The sequence below is a fragment of the Listeria monocytogenes genome (genome assembly GCF_013282665.1).
Classification (GTDB): Bacteria; Bacillota; Bacilli; order Lactobacillales; family Listeriaceae; genus Listeria; species Listeria monocytogenes_C.
This window is the reverse complement of record NZ_CP054041.1, coordinates 2,381,568-2,402,909: the sequence shown is the minus strand read 5'-3', so window position 1 is coordinate 2,402,909 and position 21,342 is coordinate 2,381,568. Positions and strand designations below refer to the sequence as shown.

Genomic DNA, 21,342 nt, shown 5'->3' with positions numbered 1-21,342 from the left:
AACATCTATTTTCTTATAAAAAAACTATCCCCCCAATAACTGAGTGGATAGCTTTTCATTAACTTATTTTTTTCGTATGATCATAACACCTAATCCTAAGATTAAAAATCCAACTACGAATCCTTTTGCTGGTGATGCATCTCCTGTTTTTGGTAATTTTTCATTAACTACCGAAGTGGAGGAATTTATGGATAAAGCAGGTTTATCTTTATCGTCCATAGTTGGTTTTGGCACTGGATCCGGTGTCGGATCTGGAGTCGGATCTGGAGTCGGATCTGGAACAGGAACTACTGGATCGGGTAATTTGGGATTTACGGTTACTTTCACAGGGAAAGGTGTTGCTTTTTGATTATCATTTTCTGCGTTTAATGTTACCGTATAGGTGCCAGCTTTACTAAAATCTACTGCTGTTGCGAAATCACTTGTAATCGCTGTTCCATCATTAGTCACAGCTTGAATAGCCTCTAAGAACTCCGCTTCTGTTTTTGCTTCATTTAGCTCATAGGTTACTTCTGGTTGTGCTGTAATCACCGTTTTTTCAATGACCGTTACAGTGACTTGGATGGGTTCCCCTTTTAAACCAGCTGTATTCTCTGCGTTTAGGGTAACCGTGTAAGTGCCTGGTTGAGACATATCTACTTTTTCTGCAAAATCACTTGTAATAGTCGCACCATTGGCTTCCGCTTTAATATCAGTTAAGAATTGTTCTGGCGTAATATTTTCTCCGGCAATATAGGATCTATTTTCTTCTGCTGTAATATTCACGGAATGATCTATGTTAAACATTTCTACATTGAGTGAATTACGGATATCATACGTTCCATTCGCTAAATTAGCTGGTTTTATATCTGTTGTCGGTTTGAAGAGCGTTCTAAAATACATCCAATTTAAGTTATCATAATCCGTTTGTGTGAACCCTGTTAGCGTGATTCCCTCGCTAGACAGAACTACTTTATCATTCGTAAAGATATAACTATCTCCCATTTCAAGCACAAAGGCATTCGGCGAACTATAATCAATGCCAATTTTACTGCCATCAAAATTGGTTAAATAGGAGGTAGAAAAAATAGTAGAAGGAATGAATAACGTTTGTTTCGCTAAATCAAACTTCAGTTCACTACTTTTAATGGTTGTTTCCTTCGTGTTATCCTTGGTGTAATCAAAACTTTGAACACCATGAAAACTCGTTAACTTAGGAAATGTTTCGACTCCTCTAAAATCATCAATCTGACATCCATTAACATTTAAGGAAGTTAATTCTGGTCCAATTAACCCTTTTAGACTGGTTATACCACTATTATTCGTAAGATTAAGACTCGTTAAGCCGGGTATAGTATTCAATCGACTATACACATTGTTGTCGATACTAGAATTAGATATCTCTAACATTTCTAATTTTGTTAACATGCTCATATCTACTGGAAAGGTGGCATTCGTTATATTTGAGCCACTTATTGTTAGGGAAGTTAGGTTGGTCGCATATTCAATACCAGTTAAATCTGTCACTGAATCATTAAAGCTCAAATTAGTAAATCCCTTCATTTGAGTTTCAGTGATATCCGCCGTACTTGCTTGGCCGATGATTTGGTTTAAATTGGCTTTAAGATTTGCATCCGGTATATTGACAATACCTTGATTTACTTCTTCACTTGCTTCTTCAGCAGCAAAACCTGGGAAGGAAACTTGCGATAAAGGTACAAGGACCATTACGCTACAAATTCCTATTTTCATTATTTTAGACTTAATTGACATCTTGCTTGTCCCTCTCTTTAATCAGATTAATTAGCATTCTACACAGCTAATCACTTACTTTAATTTAGTAATTATATACCGCTTAAAGTTAAATACCTATGGATACTTTGTGAACAATTGTTGGATTTTCGAATCATATAATTATAAAAAATGGAATGGCTATAAGTTTCATTTCAAAATTCTCGCACTACTATCATATTCTTAAAAAAGTTACTATCTAAAAACAACTAATCATAAAACTTTTTTTCTAGAAGAAAATTTAGCCTTATCTCTATTTATTCTCCATTTATACTATAAAAACTATCCCCTCATTAGTTGAGTGAATAGTTTTTAATCAGTTTATTTTTTTCGTGCAATCATGACGCCTAATCCTAAGACTAAGAAACCACCTAATACTCCTGCTATTGGCAATGTATCTCCCGTTTTCGGTAATATTCGTTTGACTACCGGCGTAGAAGAATTGATAGATAAAGCAAATTTACCTTAAACAAGCTTTTTATTCCATTGTTTAAGGAGCTCTCTTTCCCTTAGTCCTTCATTAATTACACCTTTAGTGAAAGTATACTGTTTTCCAATTAGTTCTAGAAGGCGATGTTTTTTGCTGTTTCTATCTGTGTCTTATTTTTAATACCTCGTTTTTCCATAATGAGAAGCGCTATATTTCTTCCACTGAATAGCCATCATCTTCCCTTCAATCGGATATACTCCTCTTGTCTCCATTAAAAAACACCTCCTGTTAAATTCATTTTGATCGAATTCAACAAGAGATGCTTTTTGATTTTTTCTCCACATTATTGAGTTAGTTCTTAGTGAGCGGATTTTTTACTTAATTATTTTTTACGTGCAAGCATAACCCCTAATCCTAAGACCAAGAAACCGACTGCAACTCCAGATGTTGGCAAGTTGTCTCCTGTTTTTGGTAGGGTTACTTTATTAGTTGTAGTAGCTTGGAGTGATACAGTCTCAGCTTTGTCTTCTTTGACTTTTTCGTTATCCGCTATTTCTTCACTTGGATTTTCTGATGAATCGGAAGAAAAGACTGGTTCATCTCCTGGTTCTTGCTCTGGATCCGGAGTCGGAGTCGGATCTGGAGTCGGATCTGGAACAGGAACTACTGGATCGGGTAATTTGGGATTTACGGTTACTTTCACAGGGAAAGGTGTTGCTTTTTGATTATCATTTTCTGCGTTTAATGTTACCGTATAGGTGCCAGCTTTACTAAAATCTACTGCTGTTGCGAAATCACTTGTAATCGCTGTTCCATCATTAGTGACAGCTTGAATAGCCTCTAAGAACTCCGCTTCTGTTTTCGCTTCATTTAGCTCATAGGTTACTTCTGGTTGTGCTGTAATCACCGTTTTTTCAATGACCGTCACAGTGACTTGGATGGGTTCCCCTTTTAAACCAGCTGTATTCTCTGCGTTTAGGGTAACCGTGTAAGTGCCTGGTTGAGACATATCTACTTTTTCTGCAAAATCACTTGTAATAGTCGCACCATTGGCTTCCGCTTTAATATCAGTTAAGAATTGTTCTGGCGTAATATTTTCTCCGGCAATATAGGATCTATTTTCTTCTGCTGTAATATTCACGGAATGATCTATGTTAAACATTTCTACATTGAGTGAATTACGGATATCATACGTTCCATTCGCTAAATTAGCTGGTTTTATATCTGTTGTCGGTTTGAAGAGCGTTCTAAAATACATCCAATTTAAGTTATCATAATCCGTTTGTGTGAACCCTGTTAGCGTGATTCCCTCGCTAGACAGAACTACTTTATCATTCGTAAAGATATAACTATCTCCCATTTCAAGCACAAAGGCATTCGGCGAACTATAATCAATGCCAATTTTACTGCCATCAAAATTGGTTAAATAGGAGGTAGAAAAAATAGTAGAAGGAATGAATAACGTTTGTTTCGCTAGATCAAACTTCAGTTCACTACTTTTAATGGTTGTTTCTTTCGTGTTATCCTTGGTGTAATCAAAACTTTGGACACCATGAAAACTCGTTAACTTAGGAAATGTTTCTACTCCTGTAAAATCATCAATTTGACATGCATTAACATTTAAGGAAGTTAATTCTGGTCCAATTAACCCTTTTAGACTGGTTATACCACTATTATTCGTAAGATTAAGACTCGTTAAGCCGGGTATAGTATTCAATCGACTATACACATTGTTGTCGATACTAGAATAGGTTATCTCTACCATTTTTAAATTCGTTAACATGCTCATATCTACTGGAAAGGTGGCATTCGTTATATTTGAGCCACTTATTGCTAGAGAAGTTAGATTGGTTGCATACTCAATACCAGTTAAATCTGTCACTGAATCATTAAAGCTCAAATTAGTAAATCCCTTCATTTGAGTTTCAGTGATATCCGCCGTACTTGCTTGGCCGATGATTTGGTTTAAATTGGCTTTAAGATTTGCATCCGGTATATTGACAATACCTTGATTCACTTCTTCACTTGCTTTTTCGCTTGCCTCTTCAGCTGCAAAACCTGAGAAGGAAACTTGCGATAAAGGTACAAGGACCATTACGCTACAAATTCCGATTTTCATCATTTTAGACTTAATTGACATCTTGGTTGTTCCTCTCTATGATTAGGTTGGTTGTTCTTGAAAACCATTAAAACAACGAATTGTTTGTCTTAATGTACTAAATTATATACTCATCTTTGGTATATACCAATGGACAAATTGTGAACAAACGCCCCTTATTAAATCGTATAATTATTATTCATTAGAGTAAACGCCTCAAACATTACTCCCCGTTAGTGTTTCATTTAATACTAAATTCGTATAAATTGTGACGGAAATATGTCTTTTTTTATTAATCCGCTTTCACATTAAATAAAAACGCCTACCTTAACCAAGGTAGACGCATTCTACTTATTTACTAAATACATTTTTCCATTCACTTTGCTTAGCTAAAAATTCTTCTGCTAGAACTTTTGCACCTTCTAAACTATGGCTTGCTGCCCAACCGCATTGGACTTCGTTGCAAGCTGGAACTTCTGTCGCGGCTAACACATCTGTTAATGTTGTCGCGATGATTTCTAGTACATCGTCATAGTCGCTATGATTAATGAAGGAAACATAAAAGCCAGTTTGGCATCCCATAGGGCTAATGTCTACTAGCTTATCTGTATGATTTCTTGCGAGCTCTGCCATTAAGTGTTCTAGGGAGTGAAGCGCTGGCATTTCCATATGTTCTTTATTAGGTTGTTTGAATCGAACATCATATTTGTAAATTTCATCTCCGTGTATACCAACTTTTGTTCCTGCTAGTCTCACAAAAGGTGCTTTTACTTTCGTATGGTCTAAATTAAAACTTTCTACATTCATTTTTTCTGCCATCCGTATCCCTCCTCTTATTCTTTGTCATTATATCAAAAAAAAGAATCCTTGCATATTTCTATACAAGGATTCTTTATCTTTATTCGTCTTTTGCATCTGTTGTGTCTTTTATTTCAGGTATTGCTAACCAAATAGATGTTGGTTCACCTTCCATTGTTTCATCTAGTACGAATGATCCGTTAGAATAGCGATCTGTTATTCGTAAATTAGCAACATCAATTTCGACAATTTGATCTGTGTTTGTTTCGATAAATAGGTGGTCGTTATTATCAGCAAGTGTTATACCAATAAAACGATGTGGATTACTTTTCAGTTCGCGTAACATCAATAAGCCACGTTTCGCTCTTGAAATAGGTTCAAATTCACTGGCTTTCATCTGTTTGAGTGAGCCACGCTGCGTCGCAAGAAGAATATGTTTTTGCTCGTTCGGCATAAGGACTACACCGCCAATAACCATATCATCTTGTTTTAGATTAATCGCTTTTACCCCAGCTGTTCTTGCACCTGATTCTGGAATTTCAGCAACGGCGTAACGAAGACCGTAACCATTTTTGGTCGCTAAGAAAATATCTTCTGTGCCATCAATCAAATGAACACTTAACAGTTCATCGTCACCTTTTAATTTAATCGCCATCATAGATTTAGAGTAGCGCTGTGGTTTGTAGTTTGTAATAGCTGATTGCTTAGTCATACCATTTTTGGTAACGAATAAAAAGCGTTGTTCTTCTGTGAAGGCTTGGATTGCAATAACAGAACGAATTTCTTCTCCTGCCGATAAGTCACTGGCCAAGTGACTCACATGATCACCAAGATTTTTCCAGCGTATATCCGGTAGCTCATGCACAGGTCGATAAATGAAATTCCCTTTGCTTGTGAATAACAAAAGCGAAGCAAGTGAATTCATTTTTTGGATAAAGATGGCATGATCTGCTTCCTTCATGGCTAGTTCCGCACCATTTGATGCAGCATAAGAACGCTGACTTGTGCGTTTCACATAGCCTTCTTTCGTCACGGAAACAATCACATCTTCATTCGCAACAAGTACTTCTGTATCGATTTTGATTTCTGTGATTTCTGCTTGTACTTCTGTACGGCGAGCAGTTTTATATTTTTTCTTAATTTCTGCCAGCTCTTCTTTAAATACAGCGATAAGTTCTGCTTCATCACCTAGAATTTTTTCAAGAACACTAATTTGTTCTGCTAGGGATTTTGCTTCACTTTGAAGTTCGTGTATATCTGTATTTGTTAAACGATATAGTTGTAGAGATACAATTGCTTCTGCTTGTTTTTCGCTGAAATCATAGTTTGTTTGGAGATTTAATTTTGCATCTCGTTTGTCTTTTGACCCTCGAATTAATTTGATGACTTCATCTAAAATAGACAGTGCTTTAATTAAACCTTCTAAAATATGTTGGCGAGCACGTGCTTTACGGATATCGTATTCGGAGCGCTTCGTAATAATTTCTTTTTGGTGTTCAATATATGCATCAAGCATCGGGATAATACCCATTAATTCCGGACGTTTTTTATTTATAGCAACCATGTTGAAATTATAACTCACTTGTAAATCTGTATTTTTGAATAGATAGTTCAGAACACCTTCTGCATTGGCGTCTTTTTTCAGCTCGACAGCAATACGAAGTCCTGTACGGTCAGTTTCATCGCGTACTTCTGAAATACCTTCAATTTTTTTCTCAATACGAAGTTCATCCATACGTTTAACTAAATTAGCTTTATTTACTTCATATGGAATTTCATGAATTGTAATTTGTTTTCTACCGCCACGAATATCTTCAATTTCTGTTTTAGAACGAACAACAACGCGTCCTTTCCCGGTTTGATAGGCTTTACGAATACCATCAATCCCTTGAATAATCCCACCTGTAGGAAAATCAGGACCTTTGACAATTTTCATAATATCATCCGTTGTGGAAAGTGGGTTATCTAATCGTTTAATAACAGCTTCGATGATTTCTGTTAAATTATGCGGCGGAATGTCTGTTGCGTAACCAGCAGAAATACCAGTAGAACCATTCACTAAAAGGTTTGGAAAACGGGCTGGTAAAACAGTTGGCTCACTGGATGTATCATCAAAGTTAGGAATAAAATCGACTGTTTCTTTTTCAATATCGCGTAAAAGTTCTGCTGAAATTGGAGAAAGTCGCGCTTCTGTATAACGCATTGCTGCAGGCGGATCCCCGTCGACACTACCGTTATTACCATGCATTTCAATCAGCATGTTACGTACTTTCCAGTCTTGACTCATTCGTACCATTGCTTCGTAAACCGAAGAGTCACCATGTGGATGGTAGTTACCGATAACGTTTCCGACTGTTTTGGCAGATTTACGGAAACCTTTCTCAGCAGTATTTCCTTCGACATTCATTGCGAATAAAATACGACGTTGTACTGGTTTCAGTCCGTCACGAACATCTGGAAGCGCACGTTCTTGAATAATATATTTACTATATCTACCAAAACGGTCGCCCATAACTTCTTCTAGCGCTAAGTCTTGGATATGTTGTTCTGGATTACTCAAATGTCTTTCGCCTCCTCAACCATCATGTTTTCATTTTCTAAAATATTTTGGCTATCTTCCATAGAAAACTCGACATGCTTTTCAATCCATTGTCGTCTTGGTTCTACTTTGTCGCCCATCAGTGTTGCCACGCGGCGTTCAGCCCGCGCAGAATCATCCACTCGTACACGAATTAACGTACGTGTATCAGGATTCATCGTTGTTTCCCAAAGTTGGTCAGCATTCATCTCACCAAGACCTTTGTAACGTTGAATCATGTAGCCTTTACCAATTTTTTGGATGGCAGCATCTAATTCTTCATCTGTCCATGCGTATTCGATTACTTCTTTTTTACCAGAACCACGGCTTACTTTGTAAAGTGGCGGTAACGCAATAAATACTTTACCTGCTTCAACAAGCGGGCGCATGTAACGATAGAAAAATGTCAGAAGTAATACTTGAATATGGGCGCCATCGGTGTCGGCATCGGTCATGATAACTACTTTGTCATAGTTACAATCTTCTACATCGAACTCCGTACCCACTCCCGCGCCAACTGTATGGATAATCGTGCTAATTTCTTCATTTTTTAAGATATCTTGTAGTTTTGCTTTTTCTGTATTGATTACTTTTCCTCGAAGTGGCAAAATTGCTTGGAAACGACGATCACGACCTTGTTTGGCAGATCCTCCCGCCGAGTCACCTTCGACTAGGTAAAGTTCATTTTTATTAGGGTTTCGTGATTGTGCTGGGGTTAACTTTCCAGAAAGAAGTGTTTCGGAACGTTTCTTTTTCTTGCCGTTACGTGTCTCTTCACGTGCTTTTCTTGCAGCTTCTCTTGCTTCGCGGGCTTTAACTGCCTTTTTAACAAGAAGAGAGCTTGTTTCTGGGTTTTCGGCAAGGAAGTAAGCTAAATGTTCTGCCACAACCGCATCAACCGCCTGGCGCGCTTCCTGTGTCCCTAATTTTTCTTTTGTTTGACCTTCGAATTGAAGGATTTTTTCTGGAACGCGAATAGAAAGTACAGCTGATAGACCTTCGCGAATATCGCTACCTTCGAGATTTTTATCTTTTTCTTTCAAAAGATTCACACGACGAGCATAGTCATTGAAAATCCGCGTCATTGCAGCTTTCATTCCTGATTCATGGGAACCTGCGCCACGAGTCCGAACATTATTAACGAAACTCAAGATATTTTCAGAATAACCATCATTGAATTGAAACGCCATTTCTACTTCAATGGTCGCATTTTCGCCTTCAAAACTAGCTACGGGGTGAAGCACATCTTTGCCTTCATTAATGTATTCAACAAAGTTCTTCACACCTTCTTCAAAGTGGAAAACCTCTGCCATACCAACGCGCTCGTCAATTAATTCAATTAACATCCCTTTTAAAAGAAATGCTGATTCTCTTAAACGTTCAGATAATGTTTCATAGTTAAATGAAGTTGTTGGAAAAATTGCTGGATCTGGTTTAAAGCGAATCGTTGTCCCAGTGGCTTTTGATTTACCGATTTTTTTCAGAGTTCCATCTGGCTTTCCGCCGTCTTTAAATTTTTGTTGGTAGGTTGCACCGTCACGGTTAATTGTAACTACTAACCATTCCGAGAGCGCATTTACAACGGATGAACCAACTCCGTGAAGTCCACCACTTGTTTTATAGCCCCCTTCTTGGCCGAACTTCCCGCCAGCATGAAGAACAGTTAAAATAACTTCTACCGTCGGCTTACCTGTTTTGTGCATTCCAACAGGCATCCCACGACCTTCGTCGCTAACACTAACACTGCCATCCTCATGAAGTGTCACAACTATTTTCTTACCAAAACCTGCAAGGGTCTCATCGACCGAGTTGTCCACTATTTCATATACTAAATGGTGCAGCCCGCGTACATCTGTTGAACCGATATACATCGCTGGGCGTTTCCGGACCGCTTCCAGTCCTTCAAGCACCTGAATAGAATCATCATTATACGCATTCCGATTCATATTTCAAAACTCCCTTCATTCCGTCAATCTACAACTTTCACGTTGTTATTCGCTTAAAACCACCTTATCAGAATAGCATTAACTAGCTGATTAATAAAGTGATAGTTTAGTGACAAATTCCTTTTCACAAAAAAACAGGCTCTGCTATAAGAACCTGCTTCCTTCAAAAATGGTGTTTAATTAATCCATTTCTTGATAAGCAACCTTAATGCAATAATCCATGACAGTAGGATATCCTTTTTCTGTCAAAAAATCAAATGCTTCCTGATTAGCTATGCCAAGCTGCGCCCAAAATACATCTGCATCTATTTGGTCAAAAGCCTCCGCTATTTCAGGTAAAAACTCTGAGCGACGAAAGACATTGACAATATCCACATGTTCCTCGATATCTGTCAAGCGCTTGACGGCTTTTTCGCCAAGAATTTCGTCTGCATTAGGGTTCACTGGTATAATTTTGTACCCTGCTTGTTGCATGATCTGACTCACTCGGTAACTTGTGCGGTCTGGTTTATCACTCAAACCAACGACTGCGATTACTTTTGCCTTCTTTAAGATATGCTGAATTTCTTCTTTTGTTGGATTTTGCATTAGTCTAATCGCCCCCTACTATTCTTTCTAATCATAAGCTATTTTTGCGGTTTTTTCAACTTTTCCTCGTGATTTATCTCAACAATTTAGCCAATTCTCTTCATTTTGTGCTATAATTCTTTATGGAAAACATCATTTCTTCTTGAGGGGTTTAAAAATGACAATTAACTTAATTCTGCTTTCTTTATTAGCCTATGTGATTGGTTCGATACCATCTGGTTTATGGATTGGCAAAATTTTTTACAAAAAAGATATTCGCGATTTTGGTAGCGGTAATTTGGGCGCGACAAATTCATTCCGTGTTCTCGGAATCAAAGCCGGTAGTATCGTGACAGTGATGGATATTTTAAAAGGGACTGTCGCAACGTTACTTCCATTTTTCTTTCAATTGAATGTAGACCATCACTTTTGGTTGTTAACAGGAGCATTTGCAATTATTGGGCATAGTTTCCCGCTTTTTGCAGGATTCAGAGGCGGAAAAGCAGTTGCTACTTCTGCAGGTGTCATCCTCGCCTATGCGCCATTACTATTTGTAGCCGCACTTGTAGTCTTCTTAGTTACACTTAAACTTAGCAAATATGTATCGCTCAGCTCAATGGTCGGGGCACTTGCAGCATTAATTATTTCTCTTTTCATGGGAGACTGGATTTTAATTATTCTTGTTGCTTGTATTACGCTTTTTGTCATCTGGCGTCACCGAGCAAATATCACGCGGATTCGTAACGGAGAAGAACCTAAAATAAAATGGATGTAATAAAACCCAGAAGATGCATTTCGCTCTTCTGGGTTTTCGTTTTAACCTACTGTAATTTCATATTCGGAAGCAAAGACTGCTTCTGGCTCTAAATGCTCTATCCCCGCTTTATCTCGCAGTTCAACAGATTCTCCTGCACCATCCGCAATTCCGTACCAAGGTTCAATACATAAGAATGGTGTTCCTGCTTTTGCCGTCCACACTCCAACAAATGGGAATTCTGGAAAAGATACTTTTACATAATGAGGTGTTTTTTCTGATTTGATGGTCATTTCTTTTTGTTTTAGTGCTTCAAAAATAAGTGCATCATTTTTAAATAAATCATAACTCAGTGGTAAATAACGTGCTGGTTCATCGACAATCTTTTTAATTTCGCCGCTGCGATATGGTCCTTCTAAACAAAGTGTTTCTAAATTCTCTTCTGTACCGAAATCCAAATAATAATCTTCAAATGTCGTCCCATCTGTTAATGGTAAATGAAAGGCCGGATGTGCACCAATAGAGAAATAAATTCGCTTGTTATCTGTATTTTCAACTTCATACGATACAGCTACCGTATTTTTTTCTATCGTATATACGATAGATAATTTAAATTTATACGGATAAATAGCTAATGAATCCTCATCTGCATCTAGTTCAAAGCGTACAGTGTTTTCGGTTTGTTCGATTACTTGAAAATCACGATCTCGAGCAAAGCCATGTTGTCCTAAGTGATACTGCTTGCCATCAACTAAGTAAGTATCATCTACAAGTCTTCCAACTGTTGGAAATAGAACAGGAGAATGACGGCCCCAAAACTTGCTATCAGCATTCCATAAATACTCAAGTCCTGTATCTTTGTGGAAGATTCGCGTTAATTCTGCTCCCGCTGTTTTCATCTCTACAAGTAATACTTCATTTTCCAGTTTGATCATTGTTATTTCTCCTCCAAATGAAACCGCTCGATTTGTTCAAAGGCTTTTTCTTTTTTCAGTACAACGAGTTGCATCTCACCAAACAAATCATAATGCGGAAAGTTTTTTCGACGGTTATCAATCCAATCTGGTGCTAAACCATATTGTTTCCCCCATTGTTGCAATTTTTTCAAATCTACGCATGCAACTTTGGTTACAGTTTTTGATTCTGGAAAGCGATCATCTAGCCAATAATGCGTAATAATTGCAATCTCTCCACGAGCTGCTTTTTCTTTCCATAATTCCATTTCATCGCGTTTTACACCAAAAGCCATTTTTATCACTACCAGTCTTATTTATTCTAAAGCTTTTAGATAGGCTTCATGCCAATTCGGAAATGTTCTTCTTAACGATACGGGGCGAAAATCTTCCTTCGTTACGCATACATGCTGTGTTTCACCTGTAATAGCTATTTCCTTCGTCTCCTCATAGCAAATCTCATAACCATAAGTAACACGAAGTCCATCATACCCTTTTATCCATGTTTTTACAACTGCCTTCTGTCCGTAGCGCAGTGGTTTTCCGTAATGAATATGCACATCTAATACCGGAGAAAGATAACCTGCTTCTTCCATATCAAAATAACGAAAACCTAATTTTTCAATTAATCTCGTTCGGCCGATTTCCATCCATACAAGGTAATTGTTATGATATACAACACCCATTTGGTCGGTTTCTGCGTAGCGTACTTCAATAGTTGTTTCAGCAATTTCCATTCTAAATTCCTCCAGTCACACAAGTTCTTCTTTCTTATTTTACCAAAGCAAACCAAAAAAAGCTCTCCCCGAATATTTTCAGAGAAAGCTTTTCTACTTTTTTAGTTATTTTTTAGTTTTTCTAATTCTACAAGGAATTTATCATTTAGTACACGGATAAATGTTCCTTTCATTCCTAGAGAGCGAGAATCAATAACGCCTGCACTTTCTAATTTACGAAGTGCGTTTACGATTACAGAACGTGTAATGCCGACACGGTCCGCGATTTTAGAGGCAACAAGAAGACCTTCTTTACCATTCAACTCATCGAAAATATGCTCAATAGCTTCTAATTCACTGTAAGAAAGAGAGCTAATCGCCATTTGTACAACGGCACGGCTACGAGCTTCTTCTTCAATTTCTTCTGCTTTTTCATGCAAGATTTCCATTCCAACAACTGTTCCACCATATTCCGCTAAAAGTAAATCATCATCAGTGAAATTGCTTTCTAAGCGAGATAGGATAAGTGTTCCAAGACGCTCACCACCACCAACGATAGGTACGATAGTTGTTAAACCTTTGGTGAATAATTCACTGTTTTCGATTGGAAAAGCAGTATATTGGCTTGATACTTCTAAGTTAGAAGAAGTTTCGCCTACATTGAAAAGACTTTGTGTATATTCTTCAGGAAATTGACGTTCTGTCAGCATTTGTTTCATACGATCATTTTCAATTGGAAGAGCTTCAGAATAACCTAGTAACTTACCTTTGCGGCTTACGATATATGTGTTTGCTTCAATGACGTCTGTAAGTGTATCTGCCATTTCTTTGAAGTTTACTGTTTTTCCTGCAGCGTTTTGTAACATAGCATTAATTTTTCTTGTTTTTTCTAATAAAGTCATTATTAGATCCTCCTAGTATTTTATAAAATAAATTGTGTTAAATCTTTATTCTGCATAATTGGTGCAAGTTTTTCATTAACATAGTTTTCGGTTACTTTAATAGATTCCATATTGATTTCTGGTGCTTCAAATAGTAAATCTTCTAGTAATTTTTCTAAAATGGTATGAAGTCTTCTTGCTCCGATATTATCTGAATCTTGGTTAACTTGGAATGCAATCTCGGCAATTCTTTCTACAGCTTCTTTGGTGAAAATCAAGTCAATTCCTTCTGTTTTCAGTAAAGCTTTGTATTGTTTAATGAGTGCATTGTCTGGCTCTGTTAAAATTTTGTAGAAATCTTCTTGTGTTAATTTGTCCAGCTCAATTCTAATTGGAAAACGACCTTGAAGCTCAGGAATCAAATCGCTTGGTTTAGACATATGGAAAGCCCCTGCTGCAATAAATAAAATGTACTCCGTGTTGACTGTACCATATTTAGTAGAAATTTGCGACCCCTCCACGATAGGAAGAATATCTCTTTGGACACCTTCCCGCGAAACTTGGGCATTTCCACCGCCTTCTTTACTAGCAATTTTATCAATTTCGTCGATAAAAATCATACCCATTTGTTCCGCACGATGAATTCCTTCTGCAGCAAGTTCATCTGCATCAATTAGTTTAGATGCTTCATCTTCAAACAGAATCTTCTTCGCTTCTCGGACGGATACTTTGCGTTTTTTCTTTTTCGCTGGAAACATGCCAGAAAGTGCATCTTGCATTCCGTTCATTTGATCCATTCCAGCGCCACGCATCATATCAAGCATTGGGTTTTGTTGCTCTTTCACTTCTACTGTTACGATTTCATCATCAAGCTCCCCATTTTGAAGGCGCCATTCGATTTGGCTTCGTTTGTTCTTTAATTCTTGATCTACCTCTTCTTCAGCAGATTCATCCGGTTGATTCATACCGCCAAAAAGGGCTTCTAATGGATTTTGTGAAGTTGTTTGTTTTTTCTTTTGGCTTGGCGCTAAAAGTTTAATTAGACGTTTTTCTGCATTTTTTTCAGCTTTCACACGAACTAATTGCATTTTTTCTTCTTTTACTAAACGAACGGATACTTCCACTAAATCACGAACCATTGATTCCACATCTCGACCGACATAACCAACTTCCGTAAATTTAGTAGCCTCAACTTTGGAAAAAGGTGCGCGAACAATTTTGGCAATTCGGCGTGCTATTTCTGTTTTACCAACACCTGTTGGTCCAATCATCAGAATGTTTTTCGGAATAATTTCATCACGGATTGATTCATCCATTAATTGTCTACGGTAACGATTTCTTAGTGCGACTGCAACAGATTTCTTCGCTCCGGTTTGTCCAATAATATATTGATCCAGTTTTTCAACAATTTGCTTTGGTGTCAACTGGTTCATTAACGTTAGATTTGTCAAATTAACCACTCCTTCAAAGCTCTTCTACTGTAATATGATCATTTGTAAACACACAAATTTCAGAAGCGATTTCTAGCGCATGACGAGCGATATCCTTTGCTTCCATTTGACCACCATTATGTCTTTTAAGTGCTCGACCGGCTGCTAGCGCATAATTACCTCCAGAACCAATAGCTAAAATACCATCATCTGGTTCAATGACTTCCCCTGTTCCTGAAACTAAAAGTAGTGTATCTTTGTCCATCACGATTAGCATAGCTTCTAATTTTCTTAAAACACTGTCACTACGCCATTGTTGCGCTAGTTCGACAGATGCCCTTTCTAAGTTACCATTATATTCGTTCAATTTTGCTTCAAATTTTTCAAATAATGTAAAAGCATCTGCGACAGAACCTGCAAATCCAGCTATTACTTTATCATGAAAAAGACGGCGAACTTTTTTGGCGGTATGTTTCATTACAACCGATTCACCAAGCGTCACTTGACCGTCTCCAGCCATCGCCGCTTTACCGTCATGTTGAACTGCAAATATTGTTGTAGCATGTAAATCCATTTCCTTAACCTCCTCCAAATTTAAGCCCTAGGATGATGTTTCATATAAGTAGACTTTAAGTGCTCTTTTGTCACGTGCGTATAGATCTGGGTGGATGATAAGCTAGCATGTCCAAGCAACTCCTGTACAGTTCGCATATCCGCCCCGTTATTAAGTAAGTCCGTTGCGAATGTATGGCGTAACATATGCGGATGTATCTTTCGAGTTAATGAAGCTTTGCTAATTATTTTCGTTAAACAATACCTAATACCTCTTGTTGTCAAAGGGTCACCGTAATGATTGACAAGTAAAGCATCATGAGACTTTTTATAGCGAATCATAAGCTCTATGCGTTTTGGCAAATAATCTGTAATCGCATCTTCTGCATAAACGCCGAATGGCACATAGCGTTCTTTATTCCCTTTTCCGCGAATAAGAATTGCTTGATAAGATGTATCTAAGTCAGGCAACAGTATCCCAGCACATTCACTTACCCGAATTCCGGTACCATATAATACCTCCAAGAGTACTCGGTCTCGCAGTGTAAGCGTTTCATTATCTTCATAAACCACTTGAAACAAAGCTTCCATTTCTTCTGAATAGAAAAATTTGGGAAGCCTTAACTGATTTTTCGCATGTGATACATAAGTAAACGGATTTTCAGTAATAACATTCTCTCTTAAAAGAAAAGTGTAAAAACTCCGTAAACTCGAAATTTTCCTAGCGACAGTTGTTCGAGAAAAAGATTTTTGTTTTAATTCTGTCAAATAAATCCGTACATCTAGAAAAGTAACTTGCTGATACGCCTCAATTGCTTGTTCATTTAGAAAACGGCGAAAATCGAGTAAATCATTTTCATATGCCGTACTAGTGTTCACTGAATAATTGCGTTCTGAGTGAAGATAGTCAAGAAATTGTTGCTCTAACTTCCCCTCTTGTGTCATACGTATACACCTCTCAAACACTATCATGGTAACATAACCATATCCACGTTGCAATAATTTTATACATTTTTCACAACTTTTTGAATTAATTTAGATTTGCAATCAATTCAAATAAATACGTTTATTTTTGTGAAAAAAACAACATTTACTAGCATAAATTGTCTAGACCATTTGTTTGAAAGAAAAACTGCCTTTTCATCACTATCCACTCTCAAAAAACAACAAAGTAGAAATCGTGATGAAAAGAACAGTAAAGAATAGTCCTCAATTATTATAGTGTTTTTATAGTTGTTCTGCAACCTTTTTTATTGCATTTAGCGCTCTTTCAGCCAATTTTTCGTTACGTTCTTGTTTTGCGCGGATTTTCGTTTCAAGCTCTGGGAAAAGTCCGAAATTGACATTCATTGGTTGGAATGATTTTTTGCTAGCACTTGTAATGTAATGAGCTAGGCTACCAATCGCTGTTTCTGCCGGGAAAACCACTAATTCTTTTTCCTCTACAAAATTGGCCGCATTAATTCCTGCTGCAAGTCCACTAGCTGCGGATTCAACATATCCCTCCACACCTGTCATTTGTCCAGCAAAGAATAAATCATTGCGTGTTTTTAGTTGGTAAGTTGGTTCAAGTACAGTTGGTGAGTTAATAAATGTGTTGCGGTGCATGACACCATAACGTACGATTTCAGCATTTTCAAGTCCTGGAATCATTCCGAAAACACGTTTTTGTTCCCCCCACTTAAGGTGCGTTTGGAAACCTACCATATTGTATAGCGTTCCCGCTGCATCATCTTGTCTAAGTTGCAACACCGCATAAGGTCTCTTTCCAGTTTTTGGATCTTCCAAACCAACTGGCTTTAATGGACCAAATAACATCGTTTTAATTCCTCGTTTTGCCATTACTTCAATTGGCATGCATCCTTCGAAAAATACTTCTTTTTCAAATTCTTTTAAAGCAGCGGTTTCAGCGGTTACTAGTGCTTCATAAAAAGCATTGAATTCTTCTTCTGACATCGGGCAGTTTAAGTAAGCAGCTTCTCCTTTATCATAGCGTGATTTCAAATAAACTTTATCCATATCAATACTATCTTTTTCAATTATTGGGGCTGCCGCATCATAAAAGTAAAGATATTCTTCCCCAGTTAATTGTTTAATTTCATCCGCAAGTGCAGGGCTTGTAAGTGGGCCAGTCGCAATAATTGTTGGACCTTCTGGAATAGTAGTTACTTCTTCTGTATGCACTGTTACGAGTGGATGATTTTTCACCTTGTCTGTAATATAACCAGAAAATTCATGACGATCAACTGCTAGCGCACCACCAGCTGGTACAGACGCTTTGTCAGCAGCTTCAATAATAATAGAATCAAGTATCCGCATTTCTTCTTTAATAACTCCTACAGCATTCGTTAGTCCGTTAGCTCGCAAAGAATTCGTACATACTAGCTCTGCGAATTTATCTGTATGATGGGCCGGTGTTTGTTTTACCGGTCTCATTTCGTATAAATCCACCTTTACCCCACGTTTCACTAACTGCCATGCTGCCTCACTTCCTGCTAAACCTGCTCCAATTACATTAACACTCTTTTCCATTTGTCCGCCTCCTCGCGCAACAATGGCAACACAAGAACAATCCGAGTGCTGCCATTTTCCAATTATTGTTGGGTTGATTCTTTGTAATCACAATTTGTACATTGTACTTGTACGCCTTTTTTCAATTTCTTCTCGACTAGTGCTCGTTTCTCACATTTCGGACAAGCCCGTTCGACTGGTTTATCCCATGATACATAATCACAATCTGGATAACGATCACAACCGTAGAAAATACGTTTTTTCTTACTTTTTCTTTCTATTACATGTCCTTTCTCACATTTTGGACAAGTAACGCCTATTTCTTTCACGATTGCTTTTGTATTACGACAATCAGGAAATCTGCTACAAGCTAAGAACTTACCGTATTTCCCCATTTTGTATACCATTGGGGCTCCACAAAGATCACAGTCAATTCCGGCTGGTTCATCTTTAATCTCGATTTTTTCCATTTCAGCATCAGCTTTTATTACATTTGGTTCAAAGCGTTTATAAAATTCATCAATGACTTTCACCCATTCAACTTCTCCGTGCTCTACTTCATCGAGCTCACTTTCCATGTTGGCAGTGAATTTCACATCTAAAATCTCTGGGAAATACTCTTCAATCATTTCATTAACGATTTCACCTAATTCAGTTGGAATAAAGCGTTTATTCGTTAAAGAAACATAATTCCTACGTTGAATTGTGTCAAGTGTTGGCGAATAAGTGGATGGCCGGCCAATGCCAATTTCTTCGAGCGTTTTTACTAATCTAGCTTCTGTGTAACGTGGAGGTGGCTGCGTGAAATGTTGACGCTGTTCGAGTGATTCGGACTGTACCTTATCTCCTTTTTTCAAATCTGGTAAGATATTTTCTTTTTCTTCCGTATTATCATCGTTACTTTCTACATAGACTTTCATGAAGCCGTGAAATTTAATTTTTGATCCATTTGCTCTGAAGTTCACGCCGTTGTTATCTAAGTCAACGCGCATTGTATCAAGAACTGCTGGCGTCATTTGGCTCGCGATAAATCTTTCCCAAATTAAACGATATAAGCGAAGTTGATCCCGTGTTAAATATTCTTTTACTTCTTGGGGGCTTCTCATTGCACTTGTAGGTCTAATTGCTTCGTGGGCATCTTGCGCACCTTTAGCATTTTTATCTGAACGTTTATGATTACGAGAAAATTCAGGGCCATAAGTTTCTTTAATGTAATTGCTTGCTTCTAGTATAGCGGAATCGGCAATACGAGTGGAGTCTGTACGCATATAAGTAATTAAGCCGACTGTTCCTTGTTTACCAAGTGTAATTCCTTCATACAATTGTTGGGCAAGCATCATTGTTTTTCTTGTACGATAATTTAGTTTTCGAGCCGCTTCTTGTTGCAAACTTGAAGTAGTAAATGGTGCAGCTGGATTTCTAAGTCTTTCTTTTTTCGTTACATCTGTTACGTCAAATGATTTTCCTTTGATTGCAGACATTACTTCTTTTACATCATCTGCAGTGGAGAGCTTTTTCTTTTTACCGTTTACACCATAAAAATTGGCTTGGAATTTTTTCTTTCCTTTAAGGAAATTGCCGTCAATTGTCCAGTATTCTTCCGGTTTGAAATTATTGATTTCTTTTTCTCTATCAATAATGATTCGAAGCGCGATAGACTGAACACGCCCCGCACTCAAACCTTTCTTCACTTTTTTCCATAGAATAGGACTAATATTATATCCAACTAAACGGTCCAAAATTCTACGTGCTTGTTGCGCATTAACTAAATCCATGTCAATTTTGCGTGGTGTTTTGAAAGATTCTTTTACTGCTTCCTTCGTTATTTCGTTAAATACTACACGTAATTTGTCTGATTGATCTAACTCTAGGCTATTGGCTAAGTGCCATGCAATTGCTTCTCCTTCGCGATCTGGATCGGCTGCAAGATAGACTTTTTTCGCTTTTTTAGCGGCTTGTTTTAATTCTTTTAAAACAGGGCCTTTTCCACGAATCGTAATATAACGAGGTTCATAGTCATGTTCTGTGTCTACACCCATTTGACTCTTAGGTAAGTCACGAACATGTCCCATTGAGGCTTTCACTTTAAATTTCTTTCCTAAATACTTTTCAATCGTTTTTGCTTTTGCAGGTGACTCTACAATCACTAAATAATCTGCCATATCTATTATATTCCTCCCTGATTTGGGTCAATACACGGGCTTTACTCGTTGTCCTAATCCTATTACAGTTATAGCCTCGCGTTCAATAAGTTTCCAATGCTGATTTTTCACATAATTCAGTAGTAAATATTAGCCCTTCCTACTGGGTTTGTCAATGCCTTTTATGAAAAAGTCCATTTTTTGATGTTTTATAACAGCTTTCTTTAGCAAACTTATCTCAAAAAATCAGGAAATGCAAGTCAAATCACTTAAAAATGATAATTTCAATCTATTTATGGCTTAATTTGAAAAAATTCTTCTATTATATTGTTCGCATTCATAACTAATTTGGCACCTTCTTGAATTAAATAATTCGTTCCTCGCCATGTATCAATAAATATATTTCCTGGAACCGCAAAAACTTGCCTATTTTGTTCTAAGGCTATATCAGCAGTAATTAAGGAACCGCTTCTTTCGGCGGCTTCTATTATTACTGTCCCTATCGCCAATCCGCTAATAATTCGATTTCTTTCTGGAAAATGCCATCTTTTTGGTTCTTCATCAGGTAAATACTCACTTAATAACAGACCTTCTTTGACAATTTCTTTCGCTAAAAGTTCATTTTTCTTTGGATAAATTTTATTGACACCTGAACCTAGCACGGCAATAGTTGCACCTTGTTGATTTAAAGTAGCTCTATGGGCTGTAGTGTCAATCCCTATAGCCATCCCGCTAATTATAGTCAGTTTTTGCGCAGCAAGTTCGCTAGCAATTTTTACACAAGCTTTCCTACCATATTCACTCATCTGCCTTGTGCCTACGATGGCAATTGCTTGTTGCTGCAATAAATCAATATTTCCTTTACAAAATAAAATTGGCGGTGCTTCATAAATCTCTCTTAAAAGCGCTGGATAGGCATCATCTAAAATCCAAATTAAAGTAACATCATCAAAAAAACACGCTTCAGCTTTTTCTATCTCCAATAGAATTTGCGCGTGTTTATTCACAGGAAAGAAAGATTCTGCAAATGTTTGTGCGGTCATTTCATACTGGTCAAATTCTATTAATTTTTGCCAAATGCTGGCTCTTTTTTTAGCAGAAATAGACTTACAAGAAGCAATTTTGAGCCACGTATGTCGTTGTTTAAAATCCATCTGTTGCACCTCCGTAATAATTACTCCCAGTGTACAAACATTGTAGTTTTTTGTAAAATGACT

Annotated in this window: 18 protein-coding genes; 1 reads left to right on the top strand and 17 read right to left on the bottom strand. The window is 37.4% G+C overall.

The features are described from left to right. Positions 1 to 63: 63 nt before the first annotated feature. The 7 genes from HRK21_RS12150 to HRK21_RS12120 all read right to left on the bottom strand — a co-directional run bounded on the left by HRK21_RS12150 (position 64) and on the right by HRK21_RS12120 (position 10,208). Entirely contained in the window at positions 64 to 1,752 is a 1,689-nt protein-coding gene (locus HRK21_RS12150) for a LapB repeat-containing protein (protein ID WP_173346380.1), read from the bottom strand. A 339-nt stretch (positions 1,753 to 2,091) separates the two neighbouring features. Next, positions 2,092 to 2,187 (bottom strand): LPXTG cell wall anchor domain-containing protein, encoded by a 96-nt coding sequence (locus HRK21_RS14120; protein WP_223276790.1) that lies wholly within the window; start codon positions 2,185 to 2,187, stop codon positions 2,092 to 2,094. Positions 2,188 to 2,582: 395 nt separating this feature from the next. Further along, entirely contained in the window at positions 2,583 to 4,340 is a 1,758-nt protein-coding gene (locus tag HRK21_RS12140) for a LapB repeat-containing protein (protein WP_173346379.1), read from the bottom strand. 309 nt (positions 4,341 to 4,649) lie between these two features. Further along, the gene (locus HRK21_RS12135; RefSeq protein WP_003736466.1) at positions 4,650 to 5,117 is read right to left on the bottom strand and encodes an S-ribosylhomocysteine lyase; all 468 of its coding nucleotides are present in this window, start codon (positions 5,115 to 5,117) and stop codon (positions 4,650 to 4,652) included. A 79-nt stretch (positions 5,118 to 5,196) separates the two neighbouring features. Further along, positions 5,197 to 7,656 carry a DNA topoisomerase IV subunit A gene (gene parC, locus HRK21_RS12130; RefSeq protein ID WP_070006103.1) on the bottom strand — a complete coding sequence of 820 codons (2,460 nt, stop codon included), beginning with the start codon at positions 7,654 to 7,656 and terminating at the stop codon, positions 5,197 to 5,199. Then, entirely contained in the window at positions 7,653 to 9,620 is a 1,968-nt protein-coding gene (gene parE / locus HRK21_RS12125; RefSeq protein WP_069887689.1) for a DNA topoisomerase IV subunit B, read from the bottom strand. The genes parC and parE overlap by 4 nt, the downstream gene beginning before the upstream one ends. A gap of 180 nt (positions 9,621 to 9,800) precedes the next feature. Then, complete coding sequence (locus tag HRK21_RS12120; protein ID WP_069887688.1) at positions 9,801 to 10,208, bottom strand: CoA-binding protein; 408 nt, start codon at positions 10,206 to 10,208, stop codon at positions 9,801 to 9,803. Positions 10,209 to 10,365: 157 nt separating this feature from the next. Here HRK21_RS12120 and plsY point away from each other — a divergent pair, with 157 nt between their 5' ends. After that, the gene (gene plsY / locus HRK21_RS12115) at positions 10,366 to 10,962 is read left to right on the top strand and encodes a glycerol-3-phosphate 1-O-acyltransferase PlsY (protein ID WP_003736460.1); all 597 of its coding nucleotides are present in this window, start codon (positions 10,366 to 10,368) and stop codon (positions 10,960 to 10,962) included. A 41-nt stretch (positions 10,963 to 11,003) separates the two neighbouring features. On the opposite strand, the gene HRK21_RS12110 is transcribed toward plsY, so the two are convergent. The 10 genes from HRK21_RS12110 to dprA all read right to left on the bottom strand — a co-directional run bounded on the left by HRK21_RS12110 (position 11,004) and on the right by dprA (position 21,279). Continuing rightward, a complete protein-coding gene (locus tag HRK21_RS12110) occupies positions 11,004 to 11,876 on the bottom strand; it encodes an aldose 1-epimerase family protein (protein ID WP_069887687.1) in 873 nt (290 codons plus the stop codon). A 2-nt stretch (positions 11,877 to 11,878) separates the two neighbouring features. Then, positions 11,879 to 12,190, bottom strand: coding sequence for a hypothetical protein (locus tag HRK21_RS12105; RefSeq protein ID WP_003724130.1), 312 nt, complete (start codon positions 12,188 to 12,190; stop codon positions 11,879 to 11,881). A gap of 21 nt (positions 12,191 to 12,211) precedes the next feature. Continuing rightward, positions 12,212 to 12,631, bottom strand: coding sequence for an acyl-CoA thioesterase (locus HRK21_RS12100; protein ID WP_003730402.1), 420 nt, complete (start codon positions 12,629 to 12,631; stop codon positions 12,212 to 12,214). Between the two features lie 101 nt (positions 12,632 to 12,732). After that, the gene (gene codY, locus HRK21_RS12095) at positions 12,733 to 13,512 is read right to left on the bottom strand and encodes a GTP-sensing pleiotropic transcriptional regulator CodY (RefSeq protein WP_003726695.1); all 780 of its coding nucleotides are present in this window, start codon (positions 13,510 to 13,512) and stop codon (positions 12,733 to 12,735) included. A 20-nt stretch (positions 13,513 to 13,532) separates the two neighbouring features. Continuing rightward, a complete protein-coding gene (hslU, locus tag HRK21_RS12090; protein WP_003738818.1) occupies positions 13,533 to 14,942 on the bottom strand; it encodes an ATP-dependent protease ATPase subunit HslU in 1,410 nt (469 codons plus the stop codon). 13 nt (positions 14,943 to 14,955) lie between these two features. Next, a complete protein-coding gene (gene hslV / locus HRK21_RS12085) occupies positions 14,956 to 15,495 on the bottom strand; it encodes an ATP-dependent protease subunit HslV (RefSeq protein ID WP_003738817.1) in 540 nt (179 codons plus the stop codon). 20 nt (positions 15,496 to 15,515) lie between these two features. Then, positions 15,516 to 16,418, bottom strand: a complete 903-nt coding sequence (xerC, locus tag HRK21_RS12080; RefSeq protein WP_070006101.1) for a tyrosine recombinase XerC — start codon at positions 16,416 to 16,418, stop codon at positions 15,516 to 15,518. Positions 16,419 to 16,700: 282 nt separating this feature from the next. Then, positions 16,701 to 18,005 (bottom strand): FADH(2)-oxidizing methylenetetrahydrofolate--tRNA-(uracil(54)-C(5))-methyltransferase TrmFO, encoded by a 1,305-nt coding sequence (trmFO, locus tag HRK21_RS12075; protein ID WP_003738815.1) that lies wholly within the window; start codon positions 18,003 to 18,005, stop codon positions 16,701 to 16,703. A 62-nt stretch (positions 18,006 to 18,067) separates the two neighbouring features. Then, positions 18,068 to 20,146, bottom strand: a complete 2,079-nt coding sequence (gene topA, locus HRK21_RS12070) for a type I DNA topoisomerase (protein WP_003738814.1) — start codon at positions 20,144 to 20,146, stop codon at positions 18,068 to 18,070. 272 nt (positions 20,147 to 20,418) lie between these two features. Then, positions 20,419 to 21,279: a DNA-processing protein DprA gene (gene dprA, locus HRK21_RS12065; protein WP_070006099.1), complete on the bottom strand. Its 861-nt coding sequence runs from the start codon at positions 21,277 to 21,279 to the stop codon at positions 20,419 to 20,421. Positions 21,280 to 21,342: the final 63 nt, after the last annotated feature.

Excerpts from the sequence above, each read along its gene's own strand:
- HRK21_RS12150 (WP_173346380.1), bottom strand. The coding sequence starts at position 1,752 with ATGTCAATTAAGTCTAAAATAATGAAAATAGGAATTTGTAGCGTAATG.
- HRK21_RS12140 (WP_173346379.1), bottom strand. The coding sequence starts at position 4,340 with ATGTCAATTAAGTCTAAAATGATGAAAATCGGAATTTGTAGCGTAATG.
- HRK21_RS12135 (WP_003736466.1), bottom strand. The coding sequence starts at position 5,117 with ATGGCAGAAAAAATGAATGTAGAAAGTTTTAATTTAGACCATACGAAA.
- parE (WP_069887689.1), bottom strand. The coding sequence starts at position 9,620 with ATGAATCGGAATGCGTATAATGATGATTCTATTCAGGTGCTTGAAGGA.
- HRK21_RS12120 (WP_069887688.1), bottom strand. The coding sequence starts at position 10,208 with ATGCAAAATCCAACAAAAGAAGAAATTCAGCATATCTTAAAGAAGGCA.
- plsY (WP_003736460.1), top strand. The coding sequence starts at position 10,366 with ATGACAATTAACTTAATTCTGCTTTCTTTATTAGCCTATGTGATTGGT.
- HRK21_RS12110 (WP_069887687.1), bottom strand. The coding sequence starts at position 11,876 with ATGATCAAACTGGAAAATGAAGTATTACTTGTAGAGATGAAAACAGCG.
- HRK21_RS12105 (WP_003724130.1), bottom strand. The coding sequence starts at position 12,190 with ATGGCTTTTGGTGTAAAACGCGATGAAATGGAATTATGGAAAGAAAAA.
- HRK21_RS12100 (WP_003730402.1), bottom strand. The coding sequence starts at position 12,631 with ATGGAAATTGCTGAAACAACTATTGAAGTACGCTACGCAGAAACCGAC.
- codY (WP_003726695.1), bottom strand. The coding sequence starts at position 13,512 with ATGACTTTATTAGAAAAAACAAGAAAAATTAATGCTATGTTACAAAAC.
- hslV (WP_003738817.1), bottom strand. The coding sequence starts at position 15,495 with ATGGATTTACATGCTACAACAATATTTGCAGTTCAACATGACGGTAAA.
- xerC (WP_070006101.1), bottom strand. The coding sequence starts at position 16,418 with ATGACACAAGAGGGGAAGTTAGAGCAACAATTTCTTGACTATCTTCAC.
- trmFO (WP_003738815.1), bottom strand. The coding sequence starts at position 18,005 with ATGGAAAAGAGTGTTAATGTAATTGGAGCAGGTTTAGCAGGAAGTGAG.
- topA (WP_003738814.1), bottom strand. The coding sequence starts at position 20,146 with ATGGCAGATTATTTAGTGATTGTAGAGTCACCTGCAAAAGCAAAAACG.
- dprA (WP_070006099.1), bottom strand. The coding sequence starts at position 21,279 with ATGGATTTTAAACAACGACATACGTGGCTCAAAATTGCTTCTTGTAAG.